This is a genomic window from Pseudomonas syringae group sp. J254-4, assembly GCF_032586855.1.
Taxonomy (GTDB): Bacteria; Pseudomonadota; Gammaproteobacteria; order Pseudomonadales; family Pseudomonadaceae; genus Aquipseudomonas; species Aquipseudomonas amygdali.
The window spans coordinates 90,795-117,462 of sequence record NZ_JAWHOO010000018.1 but is presented as its reverse complement, the minus strand read 5'-3'; the positions used below and the strand labels follow the sequence as shown (position 1 = coordinate 117,462).

Below are 26,668 nucleotides of genomic sequence, written 5' to 3'. Positions count from 1 at the left end.
CCACATCGCCGTGGGCTGCCTGTCCTGTTTTTAAGGTTTTTGAAACATGCGCGTTCTGATTGCCGAGCACGATTATCACGTTTACACCCAATTGTTGCGCAAGGCTGCGCCTGACCTGGAAGTCTTCAGCACGGGCGACTCTGCCGAGCTGTCGCGAATGGCCAGCGATTGCCCGGTCTGGCTGGGACAGCCGGATCTGATGGCCAACCTGCTGCGTCAAGGGCACAAGCCTCAGTGGCTGCAATCCACCTGGGCAGGCATCACGCCACTGCTGGCCGACAGCCTGTCGCGCGAATATCGCCTGACGCGTGCAGTCGGGATTTTCGGTCAGGTCATGGCTGAATTTGTTTTGACCTACATGCTCGGCCACGAGCGTGAGGTGCTGGCGCGTTTGATGAGTCAGGTCGAGCGCAAGTGGGACAATCGTACTGGCCAGAGCCTGTCTGGTCGCAAGGTACTGATCGTGGGCGCCGGTGATATCGGCCAGCGTGTTGCCGAGTTTCTATTGCCGTTCGGTGTGCAGATCTACGGCGTGGCCTCCAGTGAGCGCACTCAGGCGCCGTTCATCGAGGTGACAGCGCTGTCAGACATGACGCGGCTGCTTGGCGAGATGGATTACGTCATCAACCTGCTGCCCAATACACCTGAGACACACGACCTGTACGACGCGAAGCTGTTCGCCAGCTTCAAGCCAACGGCGTTGTTCATCAACGTCGGGCGCGGTGTAGCGGTTGTGGACGCAGATCTGGTCGAGGCGTTGAAGGAAGGCCATCTGGCCGGTGCGGTCATTGACGTGTGCCGTCAGGAGCCTTTGCCGCAGCGCCATCCATTCTGGACGGCCTATGGTCTGCTGTTGACCGGTCATAGTTCGGCCCCGACATCGCCGGTGGCCATGACCGAGCTTTTCGTTGAAAACCTCAAGGCGTTTCAGGCTGGAGAAGCACTGCGTGGAGAGGTCGATTTTTCGCGAGGTTATTGAAGCGGTTCCAAACGAGCCGACATTTCAGGCGTCGGCTCGTTGGCATTGATTGCAGAGAACAGTCAGTTACAGCGAAAAATCACCTTCAGCGGCCAGTTCTGCCAGCGGCTTGCGCGGGCTAGGTGCTTCGCGGCCTTGCAGGTATTCCGGCAGTGTCGACTTGTCACCGATCTTGCCAATGGCCACCGCGGCGTGCAGTGCGTAATCTTCGGGAATGTTCAGCTCCTTGCGGGTCAGGTCCTGATCGAAGCCCGCCATGCCGTGGGTGTGCCAGCCGCTCAGGCTCGCTTGCAGCGCAAGATAACCCCAGGCCGAGCCGGTATCGAAGGTGTGCCACAAGGCCGGGCTTTCTTCGGTTGCCCCTGGTGCGACGAAGGTGGTCTTGGAGACGATGATCACCAATGCTGCTGCATGTTGCGCCCAGTTGCGGTTGAACTCGTTGAGCAGGCCCAGATAACGCTCCCAGTTAGGCGTGTCGCGACGTGCATACAGAAAACGCCAAGGCTGCGTGTTGTAGGCTGAGGGTGCCCAGCGTGCGGCTTCGAAAAAGCTCAGCAGGGTTTCCTGATCGATGCTTTCGCCGCTGAACGCGCGTGGCGACCAGCGTTCGGTGAATTGCGGGTCGATAGGGTGATCGGCGATGCGAGGGTTCGTGCTCATGAAAGTCCTTGATAGCGAAGGTGGAAAACGAGCGTGGCTTGATGGGCCGTGGTCGGCAGGCATCGCTTGAGCGCACTGGAAAACCCGTTAACGCTACTGTTTTGCCCTGTCGCTGACAAGTCCCGGCTACCGGCAGTCGCAAGTGCTTGGCCCGCACCCCTTGTACCTCTAGACTGACGGCCTTTTCATTTTCGATACCGTTGTCCGAACCATGGCCGCTAAAGTTGAACCCTTCTGGATTCGCAAGACCCTTGACCAGCTCAGCACCGAAGAGTGGGAATCGTTGTGCGATGGCTGTGGCTTGTGCTGCCTGCAGAAGCTGGAAGACGAAGAAGACAACAGCGTTTATTACACGCGGATCGCCTGCAAGCTGCTGGACCTGAAGACCTGCCAGTGCTCCGACTACGCCAATCGTCGTGCGTCGGTGCCTGACTGTATTCAGCTGACGCCTGGCCAGGCAGATGAATTCAAATGGCTACCGCCGACCTGCGGCTACCGGCTGGTCAGCGAGGGCAAGGATTTGCCGCTCTGGCATCATTTGGTGTGTGGTGATCGCACGGCTGTGCATCACGAACGTATCTCCCAGTCCGGCCGCATGCTCAGCGAGAACACCGTGGCCGAAGACGACTGGGAGGATTACCTGATCTTTCGCGCAGGTTGAGCGTTTAAACGACCGGCTTTGGCTCGGTCAGCGCTTCCACGCCTTTGACGGCAGCGTTTTTCACCGCGTTTTCGGCGTCGTCTTTCAGGTTGTTCAACTGGGCACCGGCACGTTCGATAGTCGAGCGGGCGCTGTGCAGGTCGCTGCGACCTTTTTCCACCAGGCTTTTGGCCGAGCAGTGACCGCTGATGCCGCGAGCCAGCACTGCGCCGCCGATGGCCAGTTGGATCAGGCCCAGAAAGCCGCCACGACGGACACCTTTGCCCATCATCAGTACACCGCCAGCCAGTGAGCCAATGCGCTCCCAGCCGTGGACGTTCTGATCAGGGTTGCGCTGCAGCAGTTCAGGTGTGTCGATGCGTTCGATAATCGGGGTGTCGCGCATGATGGCTCTCCATGAGGCGGTAATTCGCAGGAAGTAGGTAGTAACCCGGTTCAGAGAAACTGACTGTTCGCCCGCGACACAGGTTCAATGCTTTTCCGTCAGCGGTCGCTGGCCGGATCGATTTTCTCGCGACCGAACTGTGGCCCCGAGCGGGTATTGATGCCTTTGGCCATGCGGTCGTAGAGCACGACGTTGACGGTTGCGGCCAGATTCATGCAGCCCTCGGTCGGGATATAGACCACGTCTTCACACCAGTCGCGAATGTCCTGATCGAGCGAGCCGTCTTCCGGACCGAAGATATACAACGCGCGGTCAGGGTGCGTGTATTCAGGCAGGGCACGGGCACCGTCCACCAGTTCGACGGCCACCGGAATACAACCCAGCGGCAGAATGCTCTTGAGGTCTTCGATGCCGATCAGCGGGATGTCCTGATGGATTTTCTTGGTGTCGGTGATGAAGTCCCGCGCACGCTCATAGCGTTTACCGGTATAGAACACCGACGCCACGCCGTAGCAGCCGGCCGCTCGCATGACGGAGCCGACATTTTCCGGGGACTTGGGGTTGTAAAGACCGATGCAGGCGTACCGTTTATTGGCCACGGGGAGGGTGCTCTGAAGAAAACCGCGGATTATACGGCAGCTTCAGAGCAATGCCATTTTCAATTCCGACGCTCAGAACCACATGCGTAAACCGACGACCAGCCGCGCGTCGGCAACGTCCTCACCGTCTTCGCGTGCGTAATCGGCAGTATTGCCGTAGGACCGATCCCAGGTTACGCCCACGTAAGGAGCGAATTGCGGGGTGATTTCATAGCGCAGCCGAAGGCCGAACTCACTGGTCGACAGGCCCGAGCCATTGCCGCGTTGCGGGTCGTTCTTGCCGTAGAAATTCAGCTCGGCAGTGGGCTGAAGAATAAGATTGTTGGTCAGCAACAGGTCGTAGTCGGCTTCCAGGCGCGCAGCGGTCTGCCCGGCTTCACCGATAAATGCCGTGGCTTCGATATCAAGATCCGAAATCGCCTGCCCTTGCAGGCCGAAAGCCGCCCAGGTTTGTGGCGCGCCAGGTTTGAAGTCCTGGCGTGCCCCGGCGACTACGTCCCACGATGAGCTGACGGCATGACCCCATAACGCCTGGACTTCCGCCTCCTCGGTCTTGCCGTTGCTGCGCTCGCCCTCTGAACGCAATAACAAGCGGTCGACATCACCGCCAATCCAGCCGGACAGGTCCCAGGCCAGCGCGCTGCCGTCGTTTGCGTCCTGCCATTCCAGCTTGTCGGCCAGAAAGTAACTGTTGATGGCGCTGTCGTGGACCTGGTGCCCGCTATGGCTGGTGTACACCGCAGCCCGGTCGGCGTCGGTGACAGGCGGGATTGGTGTCCGGCTCTGCATTGGGGCGGCATTGTGCTCGCTGGCGTCCATAGGCATCGAGTGGCTGCCATGATCCATGCCTTCCATGCCTTCCATTCCGGCAGCCTGCGTGGTTGCCCAGGGTGTTATGGCCAGGCCTGCTGTCAGCAGCAGGGTTGGCAGGCAGGACGAGTTGCGCAATCCATTCACCGGTAAAATCCTCATTCTTCCACCCGCACTTCGCGGAACATGCCCATTTCCATGTGGTACAGCATGTGACAGTGATAAGCCCAACGGCCCAGTGCGTCAGCTGTGACGCGATAGCTGCGGCGTGAACCCGGAGGCATGTCGATGGTGTGTTTGCGCACCATGAACTGACCGTTTTCGTCTTCCAGATCGCTCCACATGCCGTGCAGATGGATGGGGTGAGTCATCATCGTGTCGTTGACCAGCACGACACGCACTCGCTCGCCGTACTTGAGCATGAGCGGTTTGGCGTCCGAGAACTTCACACCGTCGAACGACCAGGCGAATTTTTCCATGTGCCCGGTCAGGTGCAGCTCGATCGTGCGGCTGGGCTCACGGCCATCGGGGTCTTCGAAGGTGCTGCGCAGGTCTGCGTAAGTCAGAACTCTGCGGCCATTGTTCCTGAGGCCTATGCCCGGATCGTCGAGTTTGGGCGAGGTGCTCATGGCCTGCATGTCGACCAGCGGATTGTTTTGTTCGCTGTCCGGGTGTGACTGCATGGCAGGTGTTTCTTTCATCGGCATCTTGCTGTGGTCCATGCCGGGCATCGAGTCATGGCCCATCTTGCCGTGGTCCATGCCTGACATGTCGTCCATTGCCGGGGCTGCGCCGTGGTTCATGCTGCCATGATCCATACCCGCCATGCCCACATCATCCATGCTCAGCAATGGTCGTGGATCCAGGGGCGGGACGACGGCCTGCAAGCCTGGCCTGCTGGCCAGGGTGCCGCGGGCGTAGCCGGTGCGGTCCATCGACTGGGCGAACAGCGTGTAGGCACCTTCGGCAGGCTCGACGATCACGTCGAAGGTTTCTGCCACAGCGATGCGCAATTCATCGACCGTCACTGGCTTGACGTGCAAACCGTCGCTGGCGACTACGGTCATTTTCAGGCCCGGAATACGCACGTCGAAATACGTCATGGCCGAGCCGTTGATCAAGCGCAGTCGAATCCGCTCGCCAGCCTTGAACAGACCTGTCCAGTTCATGTCCGGGGCCTGGCCGTTCATCAGGTAGGTGTAGGTCGCGCCGCTGACATCCGCCAGGTCGGTCGGGTCCATCCCCATTTTCGCCCACATCCAGTGATCACCAGTGGTCTCGCTCCAGCCTTTCTCACCGACGTCGTTGATGAAATCGCCGACGGTGCGCTTGTTATTGTTGTAGTAATCGGACTGTTTCTTGAGCGTCTTCATCAGTTGAAGCGGCTCTTCGTCGGTCCAGTCGCTGAGCATGATCACGTGTTCGCGGTCGTACTCGAATGGCTCAGGCTCTTTGGCGTCGATCACCAGCGGCCCGTAAACCCCCGACTGTTCCTGCAAGCCCGAGTGGCTGTGGTACCAATAGGTGCCGTTCTGTTTGACCTTGAAGCGATAGACGTACATGCCATCGGGCGCGATACCGTCGAAGCTCAACCCCGGCACGCCGTCCATGTTGGTGGGCAGAATGATGCCGTGCCAGTGGATCGAGGTGGTTTCGGCGAGACGGTTTTTTACCCTGATGGTCACCGTATCGCCTTCGCGCCAGCGCAACAGCGGGCCTGGAATACCGCCGTTGATCGCCATCGCGGTTCTGGTATTACCGGTGATATTGACCTGGGTTTCGCCTATAAACAGGTCGAACTCGGTACCGGACAGCCCGGCCGGCTGACCCGGGTTCGGAACTGCCCATGCCGGACTGCGCCACAGCCCCAGGCCGCCGAGGATGCCACTGGCGGCAAGCCCTTTCACAAAGGTTCGTCTTGAGGTACGGGAGGGCATGGCGAAATATCCGGTCAGTCGGTTGGCCGCAGGCCGAAGACTGCGCGGGTAGGGCGGGGAGGTGCAGTTGCGGGAAAGTGCCGGGTTACTCGTCCTTCTTCATCAAACCTGCCAGCGCGGCGAACGGGTTGTGGGTCGCCTTGGCGGTTTTCGGACTGCCCAGGGAGCCATCGGCGAAGTACTGCTGATCGGTGTAGCGCGAGTGCTCGTTGTCGTGGCAATACAGGCACAGCAGCTCCCAGTTGGAACCGTCCTGCGGATTGTTGTCGTGGTTGTGGTCGCGGTGGTGCACGGTCAGTTCGCTGAGGCGTTTGCCAGCGAACTCGCGGGCGCAACGGCCGCAAACATGCGGGTACATGCGCAACGCCTTGTCGCGGTAGCCCATCTCGCGGTCGCGCTGGGCGTCGGCCAGAATGCGGTCCAGCTTGGCAGTATGGGAAGGAGGATTGGCCGTGCTCATGGTGTCACCTGTGCGTGTGCGCATTGAAAGCGGAATATCGGCAAGTTTAGCGCCAGATGGGCAAACTCACACCTGCTGAGACAGTAATTGGCCGTCGACCATGCGCAGGCGCCTGGACAACGAGATGGCCAGGGCACGAATGATCTTGGCGGCGATTTTCGGCGCTTCGTCGAGCATCTTGTCCAGAGAGTCGCGTCCCAGGTTCAATAACTGGCAATGGGTGGCCGCGATACAACTGGCTGAGCGACGTTCGCCATCCAGTACAGCCATTTCTCCGAATGCCCGCCCGCGACGCAGAACGGCAATGTCGACCTGTTGGCCGTCTGCAGCAAGTTTCTGCACGGACACGGTGCCTTGATGAATGATGCACATGAATGTCCCGGCATCGCCCTCGGCAAAGATGGTCTCGCCTTTTTCGATGTCGGTAATGCTGAAATACCCGGCTACGGTCACGAAGTCGCCGGGCAGCAGCGTGTCGAACAGGCCGCAGTCCAGCAGCATGTCGCGTATGGCGTTGTTCAGGTTGGACAATGGTTCTGACATGGTTCGGTCTTTCAATCCTGATACGAAGGGGGCAGCTCCGTGCCCCCCGATGCTAGTAAGACAGGTGTTTCACGCCAAGTTCATTCGGCGATCTGCAATACTTTGAAGATAAACGCGTACTCCAGCGCCACGTCACGCAACCCTTGATAGCGTCCACTCATGCCGCCGTGTCCGGCACCCAGTTCTGTCTTGAGCAGCAGCAGATTGTCGTCGGTTTTGCGGGCGCGTAACTTCGCCACCCATTTGGCGGCTTCCCAATACTGCACACGGCTGTCGTTGTACCCGGCGATGACCAGCATGGCCGGGTACGCCTGAGCGCTGACGTTCTCATAAGGCGCGTAGGCCTTTATTCGCTCATAGACCTCAGGCTCCTGCGGGTTTCCCCATTCGTCGTATTCGGTAACGGTCAACGGCAGGTCCGGATCGAGCATGGTGTTCAGCACATCGACGAACGGTACTTCGGCAATCGCTGCCTTGAACAGCTCGGGTCGCTGGTTGAGCACGGCACCGATCAGCAGGCCACCAGCGCTGCCACCGCTGATCACAAGCTGTTCGGCACTGGTCAGGCCCTGGGCAACAAGATGTTCGGCGCAGGCAATGAAGTCGCCGAAGGTGTTCTGTTTATGCTCCTGCTTGCCATTGCGATACCAGGCCTCGCCCAGCTCGCCGCCGCCGCGTACATGGGCGATGGCAAACGCCACGCCACGCTCGAGCAGGCTCAGGCGCGCGTGGGAAAACCACGGGTCGAGGCTCTCGCCGTAGGCACCGTAGCCGTACAGATACAGCGGGTTCGCTTTGCCGGCCAGTTCGCGCTTGACCACCAGGCTGATCGGCACCTGAGTGCCGTCACTGGCGGTGGCCCACAAACGCTGGCTGACGTAGGCATCGGCGTCGAAGGTGCCCAGCACCGGCGTTTCCTTGAGTACTACCTGCTCGCCGCTGGCCAGGGTCAGTTGACGCACCTGGGCCGGACGGTTCAGCGACTGGTAGCGCAGGCGAATTCTGTCGCTGTCGAACTCCAGGGTGTCCTGCACATACAGGCTGTAGGCGGCGTCGGGCAACTGCACGCGATAGGCGGGCAGATCCTGCGGGCGTACTTCGATGATCGGCAGGCCGCCCTCGCGAAGGCTCAGACTGACGGCCTTGGCGTTGAGGCTCACGCCTTCGAGCATGACCTTGTCGTCGTGTGCAACCAGGGTCTGCCAGTCTTCGCGAGCCGGGGCGCCACTGGCGTGTTCCGCTGCGTGATACAGCGCGAAGTTGATGCCGCTCTGATTGCTGCGGATGAACCAGCTCCACACACCATTGAGCAGGCCGTGATCCGGATAATACTCATGCCCTTCGCTGCGCGGCGCGAGGCAGGTGAAGGCCTGTTGCGGATGATCGGCATCCAGCACCCAGGCTTCGCTGGTGGTTTTGCTGTTGAGCAGAATGATCAGTTGGCGTTCGGAACTGCTACGGAAGCAGTGCAGGAAGAATCGGCCGTCCGGCTCGTCGAACACCAGCTCTGCCGATGCATTGCCCAATGTGTGGCGATGCAGCCTGCCGGGGCGGTGGGTTTCGTCCAGCTCACCGAAAAACAGGGTCTGGCTGTCGTTGGCCCAGGTCATGCTGCCGTCGCAGTCTTCAAACGGCAGGCTGCTGATCTGGCCGGTGCTCAGTTCCTTGACGTAAAGCTGGTACACCTCGTCGCCACTGGTGTCCAGGCTGTAGGCCAGGCGCTGATGGTCGGGGCTGATGCTGAACGCACCCAGCGAAAAGAAGCCGCCATCGGCCATCGCGTTCGGGTCCAGCAACAGTTCTTCACGGCTTTCGTCCACCGTGTTGGAGTCGTCGGCCGGGCGCGGGCAGCGATAGTGACGGGCGTATTCATCGCCTTGTGTGGTGCGCGTGTAATAAAGGTACGGCCCCCAAGGGGAGGGCAGTGACAGATCGGTTTCGAGGATACGGCCCTTGATCTCCTGAAACAGGTTTTCGCGCAACCCGGTCTGCTCTGCCAGTTGCTGCTCCTGCCAGGCATTTTCCGCCTTGAGGTAGTCGAGCACCTCGTCAGTGTCGCGGTTCTGTAGCCAGGCATAGGGATCGGAACCGTCGGCCTTGCGAGCAATCGGGGCGCTGGAGGTTGCATTCGAGAAGGACATGCTGGGCTCTCTGTTTAGGCATCAATCATGGAAATTCGGTACACGCTGAACCGATTACTGAAGCGAGGCAAGCCGCGTCAGGCAAAAGCCGTTATCATAAGCGCCTCTTTACCTGCCTTACCACGGACGTCATGACCGAAAACGACTATCTGATCGCCTGGAGCGTCTACGCCTTCGCCGCGTTGGGTTGCCTGCTGGTATGGTTCCTGATGACCCGCTGGATGTGGCGTTATCTCAAGGAACCGTTGCTGGTAGCAGTCGCGGTGCTGCTGTTTACGCCGACCATGGTCGACCCTGCCAAGGATGCGATGGCGCCCGCCGTGGCGATCACCGCGCTCGACCTGATGTTCAAGGTCGGCAGCAATGTCTGGACCGCTGTGTCGGATCTGGCCATGTATGGCATGTTCGCCTTTGCTGCGTACGCGCTGTTCGTGCTCATCCGCTGGCCGATCGAGCGCAGCCGCAAGGCTCGCCAGCCCCGGCCCGTCGCTCAGCCTGCCGACACAGACTCCACTGACGAACCGTTTGCCGAGGACGATCGCTACCCTCGCAAATCCGCTGCGCCGCTTCCTCCGACCAGGGCTGCACGGGTCGAACCGCGGTTGTAGATCCCGCTTCGTTGGCATGCGCCGTCATTGTCGGCGCATGCCCTGCTGCAAAACGTCTTGAAGCGAGAACCTGAGCATGTGTGAACTACTGGGCATGAGCGCCAATGTCCCGACCGACATAGTCTTCAGCTTTACCGGGCTGATGCAGCGTGGCGGGCGTACTGGTCCGCATCGCGATGGCTGGGGCATTGCCTTCTACGAGGGTCGCGGCCTGCGCTTGTTTCAGGACCCGGCAGCCAGCAGTGAATCAGAAGTTGCACAACTGGTGCAGCGCTATCCGATCAAGAGCGAAGTGGTGATTGGCCATATTCGTCAGGCCAACGTCGGCAAGGTCTGCCTGTCCAACACTCATCCTTTCGTGCGTGAACTCTGGGGTCGCAACTGGTGCTTTGCGCACAATGGTCAGCTAGCCGATTTCACCCCCGGTGCCACTTTTTACAGGCCGGTGGGCGATACCGACAGCGAAGCTGCATTCTGCGACCTGCTCAATCGCGTTCGCGAAGCCTTTCCCGAGCCGGTTGAGGTTGAGCAATTACTACCTTCACTGATCCAGGCCTGCACTGAATACCGTAGTAAAGGCGTGTTCAACTGCCTGTTGAGCGATGGCGACTGGCTGTTTTGCTTTTGCAGTACCAAACTGGTCCAGATCACCCGGCGCGCGCCGTTCGGCCCGGCGAGGTTGAAAGATGTAGACGTGATTGTCGATTTTCAGGCTGAAACAACGCCGCACGACGTGGTGACTGTGATCGCCACCGAGCCATTGACCGAGAACGAAAACTGGAAGCGCTATGAGCCGGGCCAGTGGAGCCTGTGGCGCAAGGGTGAGTGCGTGGCGCAAGGCTCGGTCGAGACAGCAGTGCAGTAACAGCGCCTCCACCGGCACATTGGATAAAAAAGAAGAGGGATATTGATGCTGCGAAGTTATCTGCGATTGGTCCTGTTCACCATGGGCCTGCTGTTCGGGGTACAGATTCCCGGGTTCATCAGTGATTACAGCAAGCGTGTCGAAGCGCATCTGATCGAGGCGCAACAGGCCGTCAAGGGCTACACCGCTACTGCGCAGCAGTTCTTCAAGGGCGATATACAAGCGCTGATCCAACACTATCGCAGCAGCGAAGACCCGGTTTTCCGAGCCGATGCGGACAACATCGATACGTTGATGAGCCGTACCCACATCCTTGAGCGTCAGTGGCTTGGGCTCCAGGGGCCTTGGTATTCCAAGGCCCTGTTCGTCGTCACGTCAGCCGATGCGGATATTCGCCGGGAAACGTTCAACGGTTATACGTGGCAAGTTCTGCTGGCCCCCGAAGTCATTGCCTGGGGCATCATCAGTGCATTGCTGCTGGCCCTTGTGGTGGAAAGCGTTGGGCTGTTACTCGGCTGGGTGATTCACGGTGGACGACGCAAGCCGCAACTTGAGCGGGACTGGCGCTGATCGCTGGATACGGTAATAACGACAACGGGCGTTGCGTAGAGTCAGCACGCGCCCGTCATGCTTATTTCGCCAGATGACGCATGCCTTCTTCCAGGCCGCGCAGGGTTAGCGGGTACATTTGCCCTTCAATCAGGTCGCGCACGATATGCGTGGACGTGGTGTAGTCCCAGGCATCCTTGGGGTAGGGATTGATCCAGATGATCTTCTTGAATTTGGCCATGAAGCGCTGCATCCATACATAGCCTGCTTCTTCATTCCAGTGTTCGACGCTGCCACCGGGCTGGGTGATTTCATACGGTGCCATCGAAGCGTCGCCGATGAAAATCACTTTGTAGTCTGCGCCGTACTTGTGCAGCAGGTCTTGCGTGGCGGTTCGCTCTGAACCGCGGCGCAGGTTGTTCTTCCACACCGATTCGTAGATGAAATTATGGAAGTAGAAATACTCCATATGCTTGAACTCGGTCTTGCAGGCCGAGAACAGCTCTTCGCAGATCTTGACGTGTGCGTCCATCGAACCACCGATGTCGAACAGCAGCAATAATTTGATGGTGTTGCGCCGCTCAGGGCGCATTTGAATGTTCAGCAGGCCCGCATCGCGAGCTGTGTGATCAATGGTGCCGTCGATGTCCAGTTCATCCGCAGCGCCTTGGCGGGCAAACTTGCGCAGACGGCGCAGGGCCACCTTGATATTGCGCGTACCCAGTTCGACCTGATCGTCCAGGTTTTTATATTCGCGCTGATCCCAGACCTTGACTGCCTTGCCCTTGCGTTCCCCTGCGTCGCCGACACGAATGCCTTCAGGGTTATAGCCCCCCGAGCCGAAAGGGCTGGTGCCGCCTGTGCCGATCCATTTGTTGCCACCCGCGTGGCGTTCCTTCTGTTCTTCCAGACGCTTCTTGAATTCCTCGATCAGCTTGTCGAGGCCGCCGAGGGACTGAATTTGCGCGCGTTCCTCGTCACTCAGTGAGCGCTCGAACTCTTTGCGCAGCCAGTCTTCAGGGATCAATGCCTGCAAATGATCGTCGAGATTTTCCAAACCTTTGAAATACGCACCGAAGGCCCGGTCGAATTTGTCGAAATGGCGCTCGTCCTTGACCAGAATCGTGCGCGCAAGAAAGTAGAACTCATCGATATCGGCAAAGATAACCCGCTGTTTCAGCGCATTGATCAGGTCCAGCAGTTCACGCAGAGACACCGGCACTTTGGCCGCGCGCATTTCGTTGAACAGGTTGAGCAGCATGGCTGTCGCCCTTTTACGTAACGGGGTTGATGGACGCGCTCAACGGTTGCCGCGGCGGCTCATGAACGCCAGACGCTCAAGCAAATGCACATCCTGTTCATTCTTGACCAGCGCCCCGGCCAGCGGCGGGATCGCCTTGGTCGGGTCGCGCTCACGCAGTACGGCTTCACCGATGTTGTCGGCCATCAGCAGCTTCAGCCAGTCCACCAGTTCGGACGTGGAGGGCTTCTTCTTCAGGCCCGGCACTTTGCGCACGTCGAAAAACACGTCCAGCGCTTCGCTCACCAGGTCTTTCTTGATGTCCGGGTAATGCACGTCGACGATGCGTTGCAGGGTGGCACGGTCCGGGAAGGCGATGTAGTGGAAGAAGCAGCGACGCAGGAAGGCGTCCGGCAATTCCTTTTCGTTGTTGGAGGTAATGATGATGATCGGGCGCTTTTTGGCCTTGATCGTTTCATCGATTTCGTAGACGTAGAACTCCATCTTGTCGAGTTCCTGCAACAGGTCGTTGGGGAACTCGATGTCGGCCTTGTCGATCTCGTCGATCAGCAAAATGACCCGCTCATCGGACTCGAAGGCTTCCCAGAGCTTGCCCTTTTTCAGGTAGTTACGTACGTCGTGGACTTTGTCCACGCCCAATTGAGAGTCACGCAGACGGCTGACGGCATCGTATTCGTAGAGGCCCTGATGCGCCTTGGTAGTGGACTTGATATGCCAGGTGATCAGCTTCGCGCCAAAGGACTCGGCCATTTGCTCGGCCAGCATGGTCTTGCCGGTGCCGGGCTCGCCCTTGACCAACAGCGGACGCTCCAGCGTGATTGCCGCGTTGACCGCCAGCTTGAGATCGTCAGTGGCGACGTATGCCGGGGTGCCTTCGAACTTCATGATCAATCCTTTTCACGTGGGTAGGCGCAGCCTGCCGGTGCGCACACCGTAACAGGGGCAAGCAATGCCGGAACTATAACGTGGCTGCCGGACGGCTGTGAACGCAGACGCCTCATTCAGTTCTTGAATGGGGCGTCACGCAGTGACCGGGTCGAAATTGTAACGCTGCTTTTGGTATGGCTAATTTGGCTATACCATACGCTTCATGTCGACTAAATACAGATTCAGGGATAAATACAGGATTCAGTTGAGGGAAAAAGACCACCTGCCGCCGCATGTGCATCTGACCGGTGGTGGTCTGGATGTACTGATTTGCCTTGAGCTCGTAGAGCCCATGCGCGGACATGCCCCGACTGTTGTGCTTAAGGAAGCTCTCGAATGGATACGAATTCACCGCGACGAACTGATGGAGGAGTGGAAACGATGGCATCCATGAAACGACCCCGGCTCAGGGATGTTCAGGCGCAGTCCGGATACCGGCTGGCCCTGACATTCATCGACGATCAACAATTCGTCCTCGACATGAGCGCTGATGTGCAGGCTTTTCCGGGGTTACGACCCCTGATTGCTGCTGAAGCCTTTGCCCACGCCCAAGTGGGCGATGATGGCTGGACGGTTGAATGGCCTGAACTGGATATCCAGATCGGTGCGGATACCCTGTATCTCGACGCTCAGGCTCAAGCTGCCACCGACGAAAACACGCGTATTTTCATCGGGTGGCGTGCCCGCACGGGTTTGCCCTTGGCTAAGGCCGCACAGGCATTGGGTGTCAGCCCTCGCAGCATCACTCGCTACAGCAACTCTCGCGAAGCTACGCCACGTACCCTTGCGCTGGCTTGCCTGGGCTGGGATGCATTGCAGCAACAGGCACATGCCGCCGAGGAGCGGGGTGTTTATTCCGTGGATAAAAAGGACCACTAAGACCCCTTGCTGCTCTCATAACGCGCATTGAATGCCTGCACGAAAGCATTGCGCAGGATCTGCAGAAACGCTTGGAAGCCGCTGATGTCCTGCTGATGGACGCTGCCGCTCAGATCGACACGGGTGGCGAACTGGTTTTCCCGCTGGTTTTTCAATACGGTTTCGCTGGTGCCGACCAGCGCTTCCCAGATCGAGCGGAAAACGCCCTTGTCCTTGTTCTCGACGTCCTGCTGCCAGTTGAACACGTCCACGTTGCGCAGCAGCGGCTTTATATAGCCCTTGAGCTGGCCTTTGTCGGCCTGCGCTTCAATCACCACATCGCCATCGCCGGCGTTGAAATCGAACTTGCCATACGCCGACGAGAAGTCGTTGAGCTTCTTGAGCTGAATGCCGGTGGCGCGCAGTTTGAAGTCGAAATCTTCAAAGTTGCTGAACGGATCGAATCTGGCGGTGCTCTCCAGGTCGGCATGGCCCAGCAGACGTGCCTTGCCCTTGAACTCGGCATCGCGGTTGCCTTCCACGTCGACCACGTTGGTCAGGTTATAGATGCTGGCATTGACCTGATCCGCCTCGATTTTTACCTTGGGCGTGGAGTTGAAGTTATTGAACGTGATGCGCCCGTTATCGATGCGCAATTCGTTGAGGGTGATGGGCAGCAGCTTGTCCATCTGGGTACGCCAGTCGGTGCCCTGACCGGTCTGCGAGTTCTGCTTGCTGCCGCCGTCCACGAAGTTGATCTGCGGGCCGGTGAAGAGGGCTTTCGCGACCACTGCATGGTCATACCAGAGTGAATGCCAGCTGACAGCCAGTTCGATCATCGGTGCGTCGAAAAAGGGCACCGGGACCTTGCCATCGGTCTTTACGATCTTCAGTCCCTTGATCCGGTAAGCCCCTCGCCATAGTGCGAGGTCTACGTCGGTGATCTCACCTCGGTAGTCGCCCATGTCGGCCAGTTTGTCGTTCAGATAGTCGCGCACCAGATAGGGCAAGGCGATATTGACCGCGATCAGCAGAACTACCAGAGCGGCCATGGTCCATAGCGGCCAGCTGTAGCGACGTTTCATGACATGAGTCTCCTGTTTCAATGAGGGATTGACTACGCACGCGGTCATCCGTTCGGTCAGACTGGACGCCCCAAGGCTGGCGGCATAGGCTTTGGGTCTTTAACCGATGTGCACAAGGACACTTTCATGAGCCGTATCTACGCTGATAACGCCCATTCCATCGGTAATACGCCGCTGGTGCAGATCAATCGTATTGCGCCCCGCGGTGTCACGATTCTGGCCAAGATCGAAGGACGTAATCCGGGCTACTCCGTCAAGTGCCGTATCGGCGCCAACATGATCTGGGACGCTGAAAGCAGCGGCAAACTCAAGCCTGGCATGACCATCGTCGAACCGACCTCGGGCAATACCGGGATTGGCCTGGCATTCGTTGCCGCCGCCCGTGGTTACAAATTGATGCTCACCATGCCCGCTTCCATGAGCATAGAACGTCGCAAGGTACTCAAGGCGCTGGGTGCCGAACTGGTGTTGACTGAACCGGCAAAGGGGATGAAAGGCGCGATTGCCAAGGCAGAAGAGCTGCTGGCGGGCGATCCGGAAAAATACTTCATGCCCGCACAGTTCGAGAACCCGGCCAACCCGGCCATCCATGAAAAGACCACCGGCCCTGAAATCTGGGCGGACACCGACGGCGCTATCGACGTACTGGTGGCAGGCGTCGGGACTGGCGGGACTATCACCGGTATTTCCCGCTATATCAAGCACACCGCAGGCAAGCCGATCCTGTCGGTTGCGGTCGAGCCAGACGGTTCGCCGATTATCACCCAGGCGATGGCCGGTGAAGAGATCAAACCCAGCCCGCACAAGATTCAAGGCATCGGTGCCGGTTTCATTCCGAAAAACCTCGATCTGTCGATTGTCGACCGGGTAGAGCGTGTCACCGATGAAGAGTCCAAGGCCATGGCCCGGCGTCTGATGCAGGAGGAGGGCATTCTCTGTGGTATTTCCTGCGGCGCGGCCATGGCGGCAGCCGTTCGTCTGGCTGAAAAACCGGAGATGCAGGGCAAGACTATCGTGGTGATCCTGCCTGACTCTGGCGAACGTTACCTGTCCAGCATGCTGTTCAGCGACCTGTTTACCGATCAGGAGCTTTCTCAGTAACACATCTTCGCAAGTGTGCACTTCATGCGGGCAACGCAAGGGTTTATGATGGCCAGCTTACGCGTCACCGGACGATTATCTCTGTTCGTCCGGTGCTTGCGGTCCTTCATTCAGAATCATGCATCAGTACTGCCCGCGTGACGTTTGGCGTTATCTGCCCGCTTCAAGGAGAGCTTCATGACCCTTTCATTTGTTGCCAAGGCATCGATCCTGATGCTGTTTCTGGGCAGCACGCTGTACGTTCATTTGCGCGGTCGGGCCCGGCTGCCCCTGTTGCGGCAGTTCGTCAACCATTCGGCATTGTTCGCGCCTTATAACGCACTGATGTACCTGTTTTCCCGTGTGCCGTCCGAGCCGTATCTGGATCGCAGCAAATTCCCTGAGCTGGATATCCTCAAGGACAACTGGGAAACCATTCGCGACGAAGCCATGCACCTGTTCGATGAAGGCTACATTCGTGCGGCCGAGAAGAATAACGACGCCGGTTTCGGCTCGTTCTTCAAGAAGGGCTGGAAGCGTTTTTATCTGAAATGGTATGACAAGGCACTGCCATCTGCCGAAGCGCTGTGCCCGAAGACCGTTGAGCTGGTCAACAGCATTCCCAACGTCAAAGGCGCGATGTTCGCGCTGTTGCCGGGCGGCAGCCACCTCAACCCGCACCGCGATCCGTTTGCCGGTTCCCTGCGTTATCACCTGGGGCTGTCTACGCCGAATTCCGATGAGTGCCGGATCTTTGTCGATGGCAAGGAATACGCCTGGCGTGATGGCCAGGACGTGATGTTCGACGAGACCTACGTGCACTGGGTCAAGAATGAAACGCCGCAGACCCGGGTGATTCTGTTCTGTGACGTCGAGCGTCCGCTGACCAACCGCTTCATGACGCGTGTGAACCGCAGCGTCAGTGCGTTTCTGGGCCGCGCAACCGCGCCGCAGAATCTGGATGACGAGCGTGTCGGCGGGATCAATCAGGCGTATGCGTTCAGCAAGCGCTTCAGCGACGGCTTCAGTGGCAAGGTCAAGCAGTTCAAGCGCGCCAACCCCAAGGCCTACCGCATTTTGCGGCCTGTACTGGCGGTGGTGGTGCTGACGTTGCTGGGCTACTGGTTGTTTGGTTAAGCAACCGCTTTGATCCGGTTGTTCGCTGTCACGGCGAACAACCGTCAGCCCTTTCTCAGTCCAGATTCACATGCCGGCTCAACAACGCTCGCAGCGCTGCGGGTTTGACCGGTTTGGGCAGGTAATCGAGTCCTGCTGCATGCACCTGAGCAATCAACTCCGGACGGCCATCAGCGCTGATGAGCACGCCCGGCACCGGTTGACCCAGGCGGGTTCGTAGCCAGGCCATCAGTTCAGTACCGGTTTCGCCCTCATCCAGATGGTAATCCACCAACGCAATCTGCGGCCTGACGCCATTGTTCAGCAGCGCTTCGCATTCCAGGCGACTGCGAGCGGTCCACACCTGACAACCCCAGCGTGACAACAGGCTGTTCATGCCGATCAGGATGCTGTCTTCATTGTCGACACACAGCACCTGCGTGCCGTTCAGCGCGGGTCGGCTGACATCCGGCAGCGTATCGGGCATTGTCGCCGGGGCTGCTGCCAGTGGCACGCGCACGCTGAAAACGCTGCCTTTGCCAGGCCACGAACGCACCTGCAAAGGGTGCTCGAGAATGCGACACAAACCATCGGCAATCGCCAGCCCCAGGCCCAGCCCCTTGGCCGCGTGAGTCTTGTGGCTGTCGAGGCGTTTGAATTCTTCGAAGATCACCTGGCGCTTGTCTTCGGGGATGCCCGGCCCGCGGTCCCAGACCTCAAGGCTCAGGCTGCCGCCGTGACGTCTGACACCCAGCAGAATAGGGCCTTTGGCATAGCGGAAAGCATTGGTCAGAAAGTTTTGCAGGACCCGGCGCAATAGCTTGATATCACTGTCGACGCGCAGTGAACTGCCTCTGAAACGAAAACTCAGACCCTGCTCCTGGGCCAGCGCTTTGAATTCGGCGCCCAAGGTGTCAAACAGCGCGTTGAGCGGGAACGGTTGGCGGTCCGGGGTGATCTTGCCGTTTTCCAGGCGCGAGATGTCCAGCAGGTCGCTGATCAGGTCTTCGGCAGAACGCAACGAGCTGTCCAGATGCTGGACCAGTTGCTGGGCGTCGCTGGAAATGCCGTCCTGCTGATGCGACAGCGCTGCAGAAAACAGTCTTGCAGCATTCAGCGGCTGCATCAGGTCATGGCTGACGGCGGCCAGAAAGCGGGTTTTCGATTCGTTGGCGGCTTCGGCGGTGCCCTTGGCCTCGGTCAGCGCCTGATTGAGCTGCGACAACTCGTGGGTACGTGCGGCGACACGCTGCTCAAGGCTTTCATTGACGCCTTTGAGGGCCTGTTCGGCGGCACGAAACGCGGTGATGTCGGTGAAGCTCATGACGAAACCGCCGCCGGGCATCGGATTGCCGATCAGCTCGATCACCTGACCGTTGGGGAACAGTCGCTCCGAGGTGTGCGCGCGGCCCTGACGCATCCAGTGCAGGCGTCGCGCCACGTGAACTTCAGCCTCACCCGGCCCGCACAGCCCGCGTTCGGCGTTGTAGCGAATGATGTCGGCGATCGGCCGGCCGACGCCAATCAGGCCTTCGGGGTAATTGAACAGCTCGAGGTAGCGGCGGTTCCAGGCCACCAGCCTCAAGGACTGATCCACCACACTGATGCCTTGGGTAATGTTTTCGATGGCACCCTGCAACAGTGCACGGTTGAACTGCAAAACTTCGGACGCTTCGTCGGCGATGCGTACGACGTCTTCCAGCTGCATATCGCGCCCTTCGATAGCGGCCTTGACCACGGCGCGGGTCGAGGAAGTGCCGAGCACGCCAGCCAGCAGCCGCTCGGTATGCGCGATCCACTCTCCATCGGCATTCAGGCTGGGGTTGAAACCCTTGCCTTGTCTGTAGGCGAAGCGAATGAAGCTCTGACGTGCCCGGTCTTCACCGACAAAACGCGCCGAGAGGCTGAGCAGGTCTTCTATCTGGACGGCAAGCAGCGGTCGGCTGAAGTCGCGTCCCTGGGTTTCCTGACCAATGAAACGACCTGCCTGCCAGTGCTCCGCCACTCGGGTTCTCGACAACATCGACACCCAGGCGAACAGCGTGCAGTTGCCGGCCATCGACAGCACCACGCCCTGAGTCATCGGCGAGATCGGCAGGTCGAACGGGTTGCTGTGCAGCCAGGACAGTAGCGGGAAATTGCTCAGCGACCAGCCCATGCCATGCGCCGCGACCGGCAGCACCAGGGTGTAGAACCAGATGAAGATACCCGCCGCCAGGCCTGCAAAGACACCACGCCGGTTAGCCTGCTTCCAGTACAGCGCTCCGAACATGGCCGGTGCCAACTGAGTGATCGCGGCAAAGGCGATCTGGCCGATAGTCGCCAGGCTGGCCGTCGAACCCAGCATCCGGTAGCTGACATAGGCCAGCAGGAGAATCATCACAATGCTGATGCGCCTTACCGAGAGCATCCAGTGACGAAACGCTTCGAACGGCCTTTCGGTGTTTTTGCGTCTTAACAGCCACGGCAGCAGCATGTCGTTGGATATCATCGTCGACAGCGCCACGCAGGCGACGATTACCATGCCGGTTGCCGCCGATGCGCCGCCGATGAAGGCCAGCAGGGCGAGTGACGGATGAGCGTGCGCCAGGGGCAGACTGATCACGAATGAGTCGGGCAGCATGGAGGCGGGCAGCAGCATTTGTCCGGCCAGCGCAATTGGCACGACGAACAATGCAGCCAGTGCCAGATAGGCCGGGAACACCCATTTGGCGAGATTCAGGTCCTGAGGCTCGATGTTTTCGACCACCGTGACGTGAAACTGTCGCGGCAGGCAGACAATCGCCATCATCGCCACACCGGTCTGCACGAACATCGACGGCCAGTTGATCGTGTCTTGCCAGTATTCCTCGAGGCGTGGCGCAAGTTTGGCCTGATTGAACAGGTCATCAAAACCGTCATACAGACCGAACGTGACGAACACGCCGACCGCCATGAAGGCAAACAGCTTGACCAGTGCTTCGAAGGCAATCGCCAGCACCATACCGCGATGGTGTTCGGTCACATCCAGATTGCGTGCACCGAAGACGATGGTGAACAGCGCCAGAATCAGCGACACCACCAGCGCGGTGTCCTGAGCGCGGGTGCCGGTGGAATCAGCCACGGCACCAATCAGGATATTCACGCCCAGCACGATGCCTTTCAGTTGCAGCGCGATATACGGCAGCATGCCGATCAGACAGATCAGCGCGACCATGACCGCCAGTGACTGGGACTTGCCGTAGCGTGCTGCGATGAAGTCGGCAATTGAGGTGATGTTTTCCTGCTTGCTGATCAGCACCATCTTCTGCAGCACCCAGGGCGCCAGCACCATCAGCACGATAGGCCCCAGATAAATCGGCAGGAAAGACCACAGCTGTTCGGCCGCCTGACCCACCGCGCCGAAAAACGTCCAACTGGTGCAATACACTGCCAGCGACAGGCTGTAGACCCAGGCGCGCATTGTCGGGCGCAGCGATGCGCTGTAGCGGTCGCCGTAAAAGGCGATAGCAAACATGATGGCCATATAGGACAAGGCAACGGCCGCAATCAGCCCGCTGGACAGCGACATATGAAATTCCACACCGTATTGATAGCGCGCAGTCTCGCACGATGGCCGCGCTTCGTCTTTGTCGACCAAGGTCGAGCGTGGCGCGGTGTCGCAGCTGTTACGCAAACGCCCGTAACGATGAAAAATGGTGCGGGGTGTTTTGTAAAAAGAAATGTCCTATCGACATTCGGCGGCGTTACGTCTTCAATGTGCCTCGGATTGGCGGCTACGTCAGTTCACCCCAGCCTCTCAGGACCACGGACGATGAGCCAACAGTCACAATTCAGCTTGCTCGGGAAACGCCGTTTCCTGCCGTTTTTCATCACGCAGTCCCTCGGGGCGTTCAATGACAATATTTTCAAGCAGTCATTGATCCTCGCCATCCTCTATAAGCTGAGCATTGACGGGGATCGTTCGATCTACGTCAATCTGTGTGCCTTGCTGTTCATCCTGCCGTTCTTCCTGTTCTCGGCGCTGGCCGGGCAGTTCGGCGAGAAGTACCCCAAGGACACGCTGATCCGCATTATCAAGTTCGGCGAGATCGTCATCATGGCGGTCGGGGCTGCGGGCTTTCTGTTCGATCACCTTGAATTGATGCTGGCGGCGCTGTTTGCCATGGGCACGCATTCGGCGCTGTTCGGACCGGTCAAGTATTCGATCCTGCCCCAGCACCTGCGCGAGAGCGAACTGGTCGGCGGCAACGCGCTGGTCGAGATGGGTACCTTTCTGGCGATTCTGGCCGGCACCATCAGCGCGGGTGTGATGATGTCTTCTTCGCACTATGCCTGGGTGGTGGCGGCTGCCATCGTGCTGGTCGCCTGCCTGGGGTTCCTGGCCAGCTTCGGTATCCCGCGCGCCGATGCCGCCTCGCCGGAGATGAAGCTCAACTGGAACATCTTCACCCAGTCATGGGCGACCTTGCGCATGGGGCTGGGGCAAACGCCTGCGGTTTCGCGCTCGATTGTCGGCAACTCGTGGTTCTGGTTCGTGGGGGCGATCTACCTGACGCAGATCCCGGCCTATGCCAAGGAATGGATGTATGGCGACGAAACGGTCGTTACCCTGATCCTGACCGTGTTCTCCATCGGCATCGCGCTGGGCTCGCTGCTTTGCGAGCGGTTATCCGGGCATAAGGTCGAGATCGGGCTGGTGCCGTTTGGCTCGATGGGGCTGACGATTTTCGGTCTGTTGCTGTGGTGGCATTCCGGTGGTTTCCCGCAGAACGTGCAGGCCAACGACTGGCTGGCGGTCCTTTCCTACGGGCAGGGCTGGCTGGTGCTGTTCGATATTCTGGGTATTGGCGTGTTCGGCGGCTTCTATATCGTGCCGTTGTACGCCCTGATCCAGTCGCGAACGCCGGTGAAAGAGCGCTCGCGCGTCATTGCTGCCAACAACATCCTCAACGCGCTGTTCATGGTGGTTTCGGCGATTGTTTCGATCCTGTTGCTGAGCTTCGCCAAACTGTCGATTCCGCAGCTGTTTCTGGCGGTGTCGCTGATGAACATCGCCGTCAATATCTACATCTTCAAGATCGTCCCCGAGTTCACCATGCGCTTCATGATCTGGCTGCTGGGCCACTCCATGTACCGCGTCGAACACCGGGATTTGAACCGGATACCTGATGAAGGCGCAGCGCTGCTGGTCTGCAACCATGTGTCCTTTGTCGATGCGTTGCTGATTGCCGGTGCAGTGCGGCGGCCGATCCGGTTTGTCATGTACTACAAGATCTACCAGTTGCCGGTCCTCAACTTTATCTTCCGCACGGCCGGGACCATCCCGATTGCCGGGCGCAACGAGGACATGGACATCTACGAGCAATCGTTCAAGCGCATCGCTCAGTACCTCGCGGAAGGCGAGCTTGTGTGTATCTTCCCGGAAGGCAAGCTGACCACCGACGGCGAGATCAGCGGCTTCAAGAGCGGCATGAGCCGCATCATCCAGGAAACGCCAGTGCCGGTCATTCCGCTCGCACTACAAGGCTTGTGGGGCAGCTTTTTCAGCCGTGATCCGAGCAAGACCCTGTTCCGTCGCTTGTGGTCACGCGTGGTGCTGGTCGCCGGTTCGCCCATTGCAGCAGATGTTGCAACGCCGGTGGATGTGCGCGAAGAGGTGAAGGCGCTGAGAGGGAAGGTGCAATAAGCGCTCCGCGCTGCATTGGCACGATATGACTATCGTGCCAATGCTCGTAGGCATGCATTTCGTGATGCTCTGCGTCACCTTCAGGTGCCGCCGCGGATCAAAGGCCGGGCTTGGTTTCTTCCTCCGGCATCTTCCTGAAATACGTCGATAGCAACGCCCCGGAAATGTTGTGCCAGACGCTGAACAGCGCGCTTGGCACCGCCGCCAGTGGCGAAAAGTGAGCGCTGGCCAATGCGGCGCCAAGCCCTGAGTTCTGCATGCCTACTTCCAGCGCCAGTGACTTGCGTTGCGGCAAGGGCAGCTTGAATGCCTTGCCGGTAAAATAACCCAGCAAAAAGCCGAAGGTGTTGTGCAGGATCACCACGGCCATGATCAACAAGCCCGATTCGGCGATTTTCGCCTGGCTGGCGGCGACTACGGCGCAGACAATCATCACGATGCTCACCACCGAGACCAGCGGCAGCACGTCCACGGCATATCTGACCCGCGCACCCAGCAGACGCTGTGCAACTACACCGAGCACGATCGGCAGCATGACCAGTTGCAGGATCGACCAGAACATATCGAGGAAGGACACCGGCAACCACGCCGACGCCAGTAACCAGATCAGCGTCGGGGTCAGCAGCGGGGCGAGCAGGGTAGTCACCGCTGCGATTGCCACCGCCAGCGCCAGATCACCTTTGGCCAGCCAGGCCATGACGTTGGAGGACGTACCGCTCGGGCAGCAGCCGACCAGAATCACACCCACGGCGATTTCCGGCGGCAGTTGAAACACCTGACACAGCAACCAGGCCACGCCGGGCATGATCACAAAATGCGCGACCACACCCAGCGCAACGCGCCACGGGTTGCGCGCCACCTCAGAGAAGTCTTCCAGCTTCAAGGTAAGACCCATGCCGAACATGACCAGACCCAGCAGCGGTACGATCCAGCTTTTCAGACCGATAAAAGCCTGCGGGAACAGAAACGCCAGGATGGCGAACAGCAGCACCCAATAAGCAAAGGTATTACCGACAAACCGACTCAAGGCTGCCAACGCGCGCATGGCGTGTTCCCTCCTGTAAAAAAAACTGTGTGAAATGAACGCGCCGTCTCACAGGACGGCGCGGTGTTGCAGGCAGCGACGGGCGGGGATCAGATCCCCTGCGGGATTTCCTCGCCGCCCAGCGCGTCGAACAGCTCCGGCAGGAACTCGCCGAACGTCAGCATCATCAGTGTGAAGCTGGCGTCGAGCTGGCCCAGCGCTTCGTCGCCACCGTCCTGTTCCGCCTGATCCTGCAGCAGGTCTTCGAACTTCAGGCGCTTGACTACCAGTTTGTCGTCCAGCACGAACGACAGCTTGTCCTGCCAGGCCAGCGACAGCTGGGTGACGACCTTGCCGGTGTTCAAGTGCAGCTGAATTTCGTCGCTGGTCAGGTCCTGACGCTTGCAACGTACGATGCCGCCGTCTTCGTGGGTGTCGCGCAGTTCGCATTCGTCAAGCACGAAGAAGTTGTCGGCCGCTTTCTGGGTCTTGACCCAGTCGGTCATGGTCGCACTTGGCGAAACCTTGACGGTCAGCGGACGTACCGGCAACGAGCCGATCACTTCACGCAGGGTCGACAGCAGGTCTTCGGCGCGTTTCGGGCTGGAGGCGTTGACCAGAATCAGGCCCTGCTTTGGCGCGATGGCAGCGAAGGTCGCGGAGCGGCGGATAAACGCACGCGGCAGAAAGGCCTGGATGATTTCATCCTTGAGTTGATCGCGTTCCTTCTTGTAGACCTTGCGCATCTGCTCGGCTTCGATCTCGTCGACTTTTTCCTTGAGCGCGTCGCGTACAACGCTGCCTGGCAGAATGCGTTCTTCCTTGCGTGCAGCAATCAGCAGAAAGTCCTGGCTGACGTGTACCAATGGAGCGTCCTCGCCCTTGCCGAAAGGAGCGACGAAACCATAGGTGGCCACCTCCTGGCTGGCGCAGGCACGAGCCGGTTTGGTTGCCAGTGCTGTCTCCAGCGCTTCGGCATCGAAAGGCACGTCCTGGGTCAGGCGATAGACAAGCAGGTTTTTGAACCACATGAGGTGAGTCTCTCTTTCTATACAAAGGCGGGCATTATTCGCTCCTCGGCGGCTGCGGCCAACCCTGCACAGAGCGTTTGTAAGCCTTTGGAAGGATTATAAAAATTATTTAAAAAAGTGCTTGCCAGAGTGCAGGTCGCTCCGTAGAATGCGCGCCACACCGAGAGTGAAGGGTGATTAGCTCAGCTGGGAGAGCAGCTGCCTTACAAGCAGCGGGTCGGCGGTTCGATCCCGTCATCACCCACCAAACTCGCTTTTAGTGTTACGCGCAGCGGTAGTTCAGTCGGTTAGAATACCGGCCTGTCACGCCGGGGGTCGCGGGTTCGAGTCCCGTCCGCTGCGCCATATTCAGCTTCAAGGCCCTTGAACTCCTTGAAGCAAACAGAAAGCCCGCCTTGTGCGGGCTTTCTGCTTTCTGCTTTCCTGAAACGATGAAGTCCTCGTTCATTCATCGGGGTGTGACAGGCAGCTACCGAGCCATCCTGGTAACCATACGACCAAGCTATTTCCGCCCAGGCTTTCGACCATGTGCGGGCCATCTGCATCGGCCACGTTGGCCAGGGTCAGCAGTCCATTTTGATGCGCGTTGTGAAAACAATATTCAGTGCAGTCATCGCAGTTCAATACCCTTGACGTTTGGTTTCTAATGGCACGGTCTGGTTGATTTTTGCAGAGGAGCGCTGTTTTCATGTGATGCATTGTCGTGCGCTTCCACGCATCATCAGGTAAGACTTCCTCTTTGCCACTGTAAGTTATTTCCTTATTTATTGAAGTTTCTGGCTCGCTCTTTGTTTAACGCAATCAGGTCCTTGATTTCTCATCTTCGCTGGTATTAGCTGGTTTTGTCGGTTAGAGCACTTCAGTGTGCTGACCGACTGTCTTATATCTGATTCTGTAAGATCGCCCTGTCAAGGCGGTTGAATACTCTATATTTAAATAAGGAAATTATATGAACACTGGTATTAAACTGCTCATGGCTGCCTCTGTCATGGCAGCCTCCGTCAGCGCGTTGGCCTTGCCTGCGCTGCACACCGCGACTATCGATCAGCACGGCACTGTTGTTACTCAATCGTCTCCGTGGATCAAGTCCGTAAGTTACAGTAGTAAGAGCGACTATTTCGCAACGTATAAAGTGATTTTCAATGAGGGCCACTTCAAACACTCGCCTGGTTTCTGCTCGGCATCTTCTATTGATACCAGTGACTATGAACGGCTGTTCTACGGTCACGTCAAGTTGGGTGGGGCTGCCACCACAAAAGAAGTCAATGTGTTAGGTCTCATGGTCGGCAAGGACGGTGCCTCGGGCGATGCTTCCATGAGCTTTCAGCTGGCGTGCAGCAACTGATTGAATGAGCCTCACCGGGTGCGGGGCTTTCTCGGGGGCAGAACCTCGTTAAACACCTGCGGCTTTCCATCCATCG

At 58.7% G+C, this 26,668-nt stretch carries 25 protein-coding genes and 2 tRNA genes; 13 read left to right on the top strand and 14 right to left on the bottom strand.

The genetic code is table 11. The annotated features are described in order from the left end of the window. Window positions 1-46: 46 nt before the first annotated feature. Entirely contained in the window at window positions 47-979 is a 933-nt protein-coding gene (locus tag RYB09_RS20155) for a D-2-hydroxyacid dehydrogenase (RefSeq protein WP_122258297.1), read from the top strand. 66 nt (window positions 980-1,045) lie between these two features. On the opposite strand, the gene RYB09_RS20150 is transcribed toward RYB09_RS20155, so the two are convergent. After that, entirely contained in the window at window positions 1,046-1,639 is a 594-nt protein-coding gene (locus RYB09_RS20150) for a nitroreductase family protein (RefSeq protein ID WP_004657710.1), read from the bottom strand. Window positions 1,640-1,850: 211 nt separating this feature from the next. Here RYB09_RS20150 and RYB09_RS20145 point away from each other — a divergent pair, with 211 nt between their 5' ends. Then, on the top strand, window positions 1,851-2,300 hold the full coding sequence (locus RYB09_RS20145; RefSeq protein ID WP_122258296.1) for a YcgN family cysteine cluster protein: 450 nt from the start codon (window positions 1,851-1,853) through the stop codon (window positions 2,298-2,300). A 4-nt stretch (window positions 2,301-2,304) separates the two neighbouring features. On the opposite strand, the gene RYB09_RS20140 is transcribed toward RYB09_RS20145, so the two are convergent. The 7 genes from RYB09_RS20140 to RYB09_RS20110 all read right to left on the bottom strand — a co-directional run bounded on the left by RYB09_RS20140 (window position 2,305) and on the right by RYB09_RS20110 (window position 9,175). Further along, window positions 2,305-2,685, bottom strand: a complete 381-nt coding sequence (locus tag RYB09_RS20140; protein ID WP_054078587.1) for a DUF2892 domain-containing protein — start codon at window positions 2,683-2,685, stop codon at window positions 2,305-2,307. Window positions 2,686-2,783: 98 nt separating this feature from the next. After that, entirely contained in the window at window positions 2,784-3,284 is a 501-nt protein-coding gene (locus RYB09_RS20135) for an RNA methyltransferase (RefSeq protein WP_002552608.1), read from the bottom strand. 72 nt (window positions 3,285-3,356) lie between these two features. Next, on the bottom strand, window positions 3,357-4,241 hold the full coding sequence (locus RYB09_RS20130; protein ID WP_193600939.1) for a copper resistance protein B: 885 nt from the start codon (window positions 4,239-4,241) through the stop codon (window positions 3,357-3,359). Window positions 4,242-4,252: 11 nt separating this feature from the next. After that, window positions 4,253-6,031, bottom strand: a complete 1,779-nt coding sequence (locus RYB09_RS20125; protein WP_122258294.1) for a copper resistance system multicopper oxidase — start codon at window positions 6,029-6,031, stop codon at window positions 4,253-4,255. An 85-nt stretch (window positions 6,032-6,116) separates the two neighbouring features. Continuing rightward, on the bottom strand, window positions 6,117-6,491 hold the full coding sequence (locus tag RYB09_RS20120; RefSeq protein WP_003317410.1) for a YajD family HNH nuclease: 375 nt from the start codon (window positions 6,489-6,491) through the stop codon (window positions 6,117-6,119). Window positions 6,492-6,557: 66 nt separating this feature from the next. After that, window positions 6,558-7,034 (bottom strand): cyclic nucleotide-binding domain-containing protein, encoded by a 477-nt coding sequence (locus RYB09_RS20115; protein WP_058408894.1) that lies wholly within the window; start codon window positions 7,032-7,034, stop codon window positions 6,558-6,560. A gap of 80 nt (window positions 7,035-7,114) precedes the next feature. Continuing rightward, the gene (locus RYB09_RS20110; RefSeq protein WP_316889909.1) at window positions 7,115-9,175 is read right to left on the bottom strand and encodes a S9 family peptidase; all 2,061 of its coding nucleotides are present in this window, start codon (window positions 9,173-9,175) and stop codon (window positions 7,115-7,117) included. A 131-nt stretch (window positions 9,176-9,306) separates the two neighbouring features. Between RYB09_RS20110 and RYB09_RS20105 the strand changes: the two genes are divergently transcribed. The 3 genes from RYB09_RS20105 to RYB09_RS20095 all read left to right on the top strand — a co-directional run bounded on the left by RYB09_RS20105 (window position 9,307) and on the right by RYB09_RS20095 (window position 11,218). Then, entirely contained in the window at window positions 9,307-9,783 is a 477-nt protein-coding gene (locus tag RYB09_RS20105) for a hypothetical protein (protein WP_058399764.1), read from the top strand. A 76-nt stretch (window positions 9,784-9,859) separates the two neighbouring features. After that, window positions 9,860-10,648 (top strand): class II glutamine amidotransferase, encoded by a 789-nt coding sequence (locus tag RYB09_RS20100; protein WP_005782804.1) that lies wholly within the window; start codon window positions 9,860-9,862, stop codon window positions 10,646-10,648. 45 nt (window positions 10,649-10,693) lie between these two features. Then, window positions 10,694-11,218, top strand: a complete 525-nt coding sequence (locus RYB09_RS20095) for a DUF2937 family protein (RefSeq protein ID WP_058399765.1) — start codon at window positions 10,694-10,696, stop codon at window positions 11,216-11,218. A gap of 61 nt (window positions 11,219-11,279) precedes the next feature. On the opposite strand, the gene RYB09_RS20090 is transcribed toward RYB09_RS20095, so the two are convergent. After that, window positions 11,280-12,458, bottom strand: coding sequence for a vWA domain-containing protein (locus RYB09_RS20090; RefSeq protein ID WP_058399766.1), 1,179 nt, complete (start codon window positions 12,456-12,458; stop codon window positions 11,280-11,282). Window positions 12,459-12,497: 39 nt separating this feature from the next. Then, a complete protein-coding gene (locus RYB09_RS20085; RefSeq protein WP_058399767.1) occupies window positions 12,498-13,343 on the bottom strand; it encodes an AAA family ATPase in 846 nt (281 codons plus the stop codon). Window positions 13,344-13,548: 205 nt separating this feature from the next. Between RYB09_RS20085 and RYB09_RS20080 the strand changes: the two genes are divergently transcribed. Further along, complete coding sequence (locus RYB09_RS20080) at window positions 13,549-13,779, top strand: DUF4160 domain-containing protein (protein WP_044317730.1); 231 nt, start codon at window positions 13,549-13,551, stop codon at window positions 13,777-13,779. Next, complete coding sequence (locus tag RYB09_RS20075; RefSeq protein WP_031594859.1) at window positions 13,776-14,264, top strand: DUF2442 domain-containing protein; 489 nt, start codon at window positions 13,776-13,778, stop codon at window positions 14,262-14,264. Before RYB09_RS20080 ends, RYB09_RS20075 begins: the two co-directional genes overlap by 4 nt. On the opposite strand, the gene RYB09_RS20070 is transcribed toward RYB09_RS20075, so the two are convergent. Beyond that, complete coding sequence (locus tag RYB09_RS20070; RefSeq protein WP_058399768.1) at window positions 14,261-15,328, bottom strand: DUF748 domain-containing protein; 1,068 nt, start codon at window positions 15,326-15,328, stop codon at window positions 14,261-14,263. The genes RYB09_RS20075 and RYB09_RS20070 overlap by 4 nt on opposite strands. Before the next feature lie 126 nt (window positions 15,329-15,454). Here RYB09_RS20070 and cysK point away from each other — a divergent pair, with 126 nt between their 5' ends. Together cysK and RYB09_RS20060 are read left to right on the top strand one after the other, a co-directional pair. Continuing rightward, complete coding sequence (cysK, locus tag RYB09_RS20065; RefSeq protein WP_002552621.1) at window positions 15,455-16,429, top strand: cysteine synthase A; 975 nt, start codon at window positions 15,455-15,457, stop codon at window positions 16,427-16,429. Window positions 16,430-16,606: 177 nt separating this feature from the next. Next, a complete protein-coding gene (locus RYB09_RS20060; RefSeq protein WP_122258292.1) occupies window positions 16,607-17,545 on the top strand; it encodes an aspartyl/asparaginyl beta-hydroxylase domain-containing protein in 939 nt (312 codons plus the stop codon). Between the two features lie 55 nt (window positions 17,546-17,600). Here the strand turns inward: RYB09_RS20060 and RYB09_RS20055 are convergent, their stop codons facing one another. Then, window positions 17,601-21,074 (bottom strand): PAS domain-containing hybrid sensor histidine kinase/response regulator, encoded by a 3,474-nt coding sequence (locus RYB09_RS20055; RefSeq protein ID WP_058408888.1) that lies wholly within the window; start codon window positions 21,072-21,074, stop codon window positions 17,601-17,603. A 243-nt stretch (window positions 21,075-21,317) separates the two neighbouring features. Here RYB09_RS20055 and RYB09_RS20050 point away from each other — a divergent pair, with 243 nt between their 5' ends. After that, window positions 21,318-23,192 (top strand): MFS transporter, encoded by a 1,875-nt coding sequence (locus RYB09_RS20050; RefSeq protein ID WP_058408887.1) that lies wholly within the window; start codon window positions 21,318-21,320, stop codon window positions 23,190-23,192. A gap of 97 nt (window positions 23,193-23,289) precedes the next feature. On the opposite strand, the gene RYB09_RS20045 is transcribed toward RYB09_RS20050, so the two are convergent. Beyond that, a complete protein-coding gene (locus tag RYB09_RS20045) occupies window positions 23,290-24,237 on the bottom strand; it encodes a bile acid:sodium symporter family protein (protein ID WP_058399772.1) in 948 nt (315 codons plus the stop codon). A gap of 89 nt (window positions 24,238-24,326) precedes the next feature. Then, window positions 24,327-25,247 carry a recombination-associated protein RdgC gene (gene rdgC, locus RYB09_RS20040; RefSeq protein ID WP_057402085.1) on the bottom strand — a complete coding sequence of 307 codons (921 nt, stop codon included), beginning with the start codon at window positions 25,245-25,247 and terminating at the stop codon, window positions 24,327-24,329. Between the two features lie 171 nt (window positions 25,248-25,418). Here rdgC and RYB09_RS20035 point away from each other — a divergent pair. The 3 genes from RYB09_RS20035 (at window position 25,419) to RYB09_RS20020 (ending at window position 26,592) form a co-directional block, all read left to right on the top strand. Next, a tRNA-Val gene (locus RYB09_RS20035) sits at window positions 25,419-25,494 on the top strand. Between the two features lie 21 nt (window positions 25,495-25,515). Continuing rightward, window positions 25,516-25,592: transfer RNA gene (locus RYB09_RS20030), tRNA-Asp, on the top strand. Window positions 25,593-26,196: 604 nt separating this feature from the next. Continuing rightward, the gene (locus RYB09_RS20020) at window positions 26,197-26,592 is read left to right on the top strand and encodes a hypothetical protein (RefSeq protein WP_058399773.1); all 396 of its coding nucleotides are present in this window, start codon (window positions 26,197-26,199) and stop codon (window positions 26,590-26,592) included. Window positions 26,593-26,668 lie beyond the last annotated feature (76 nt).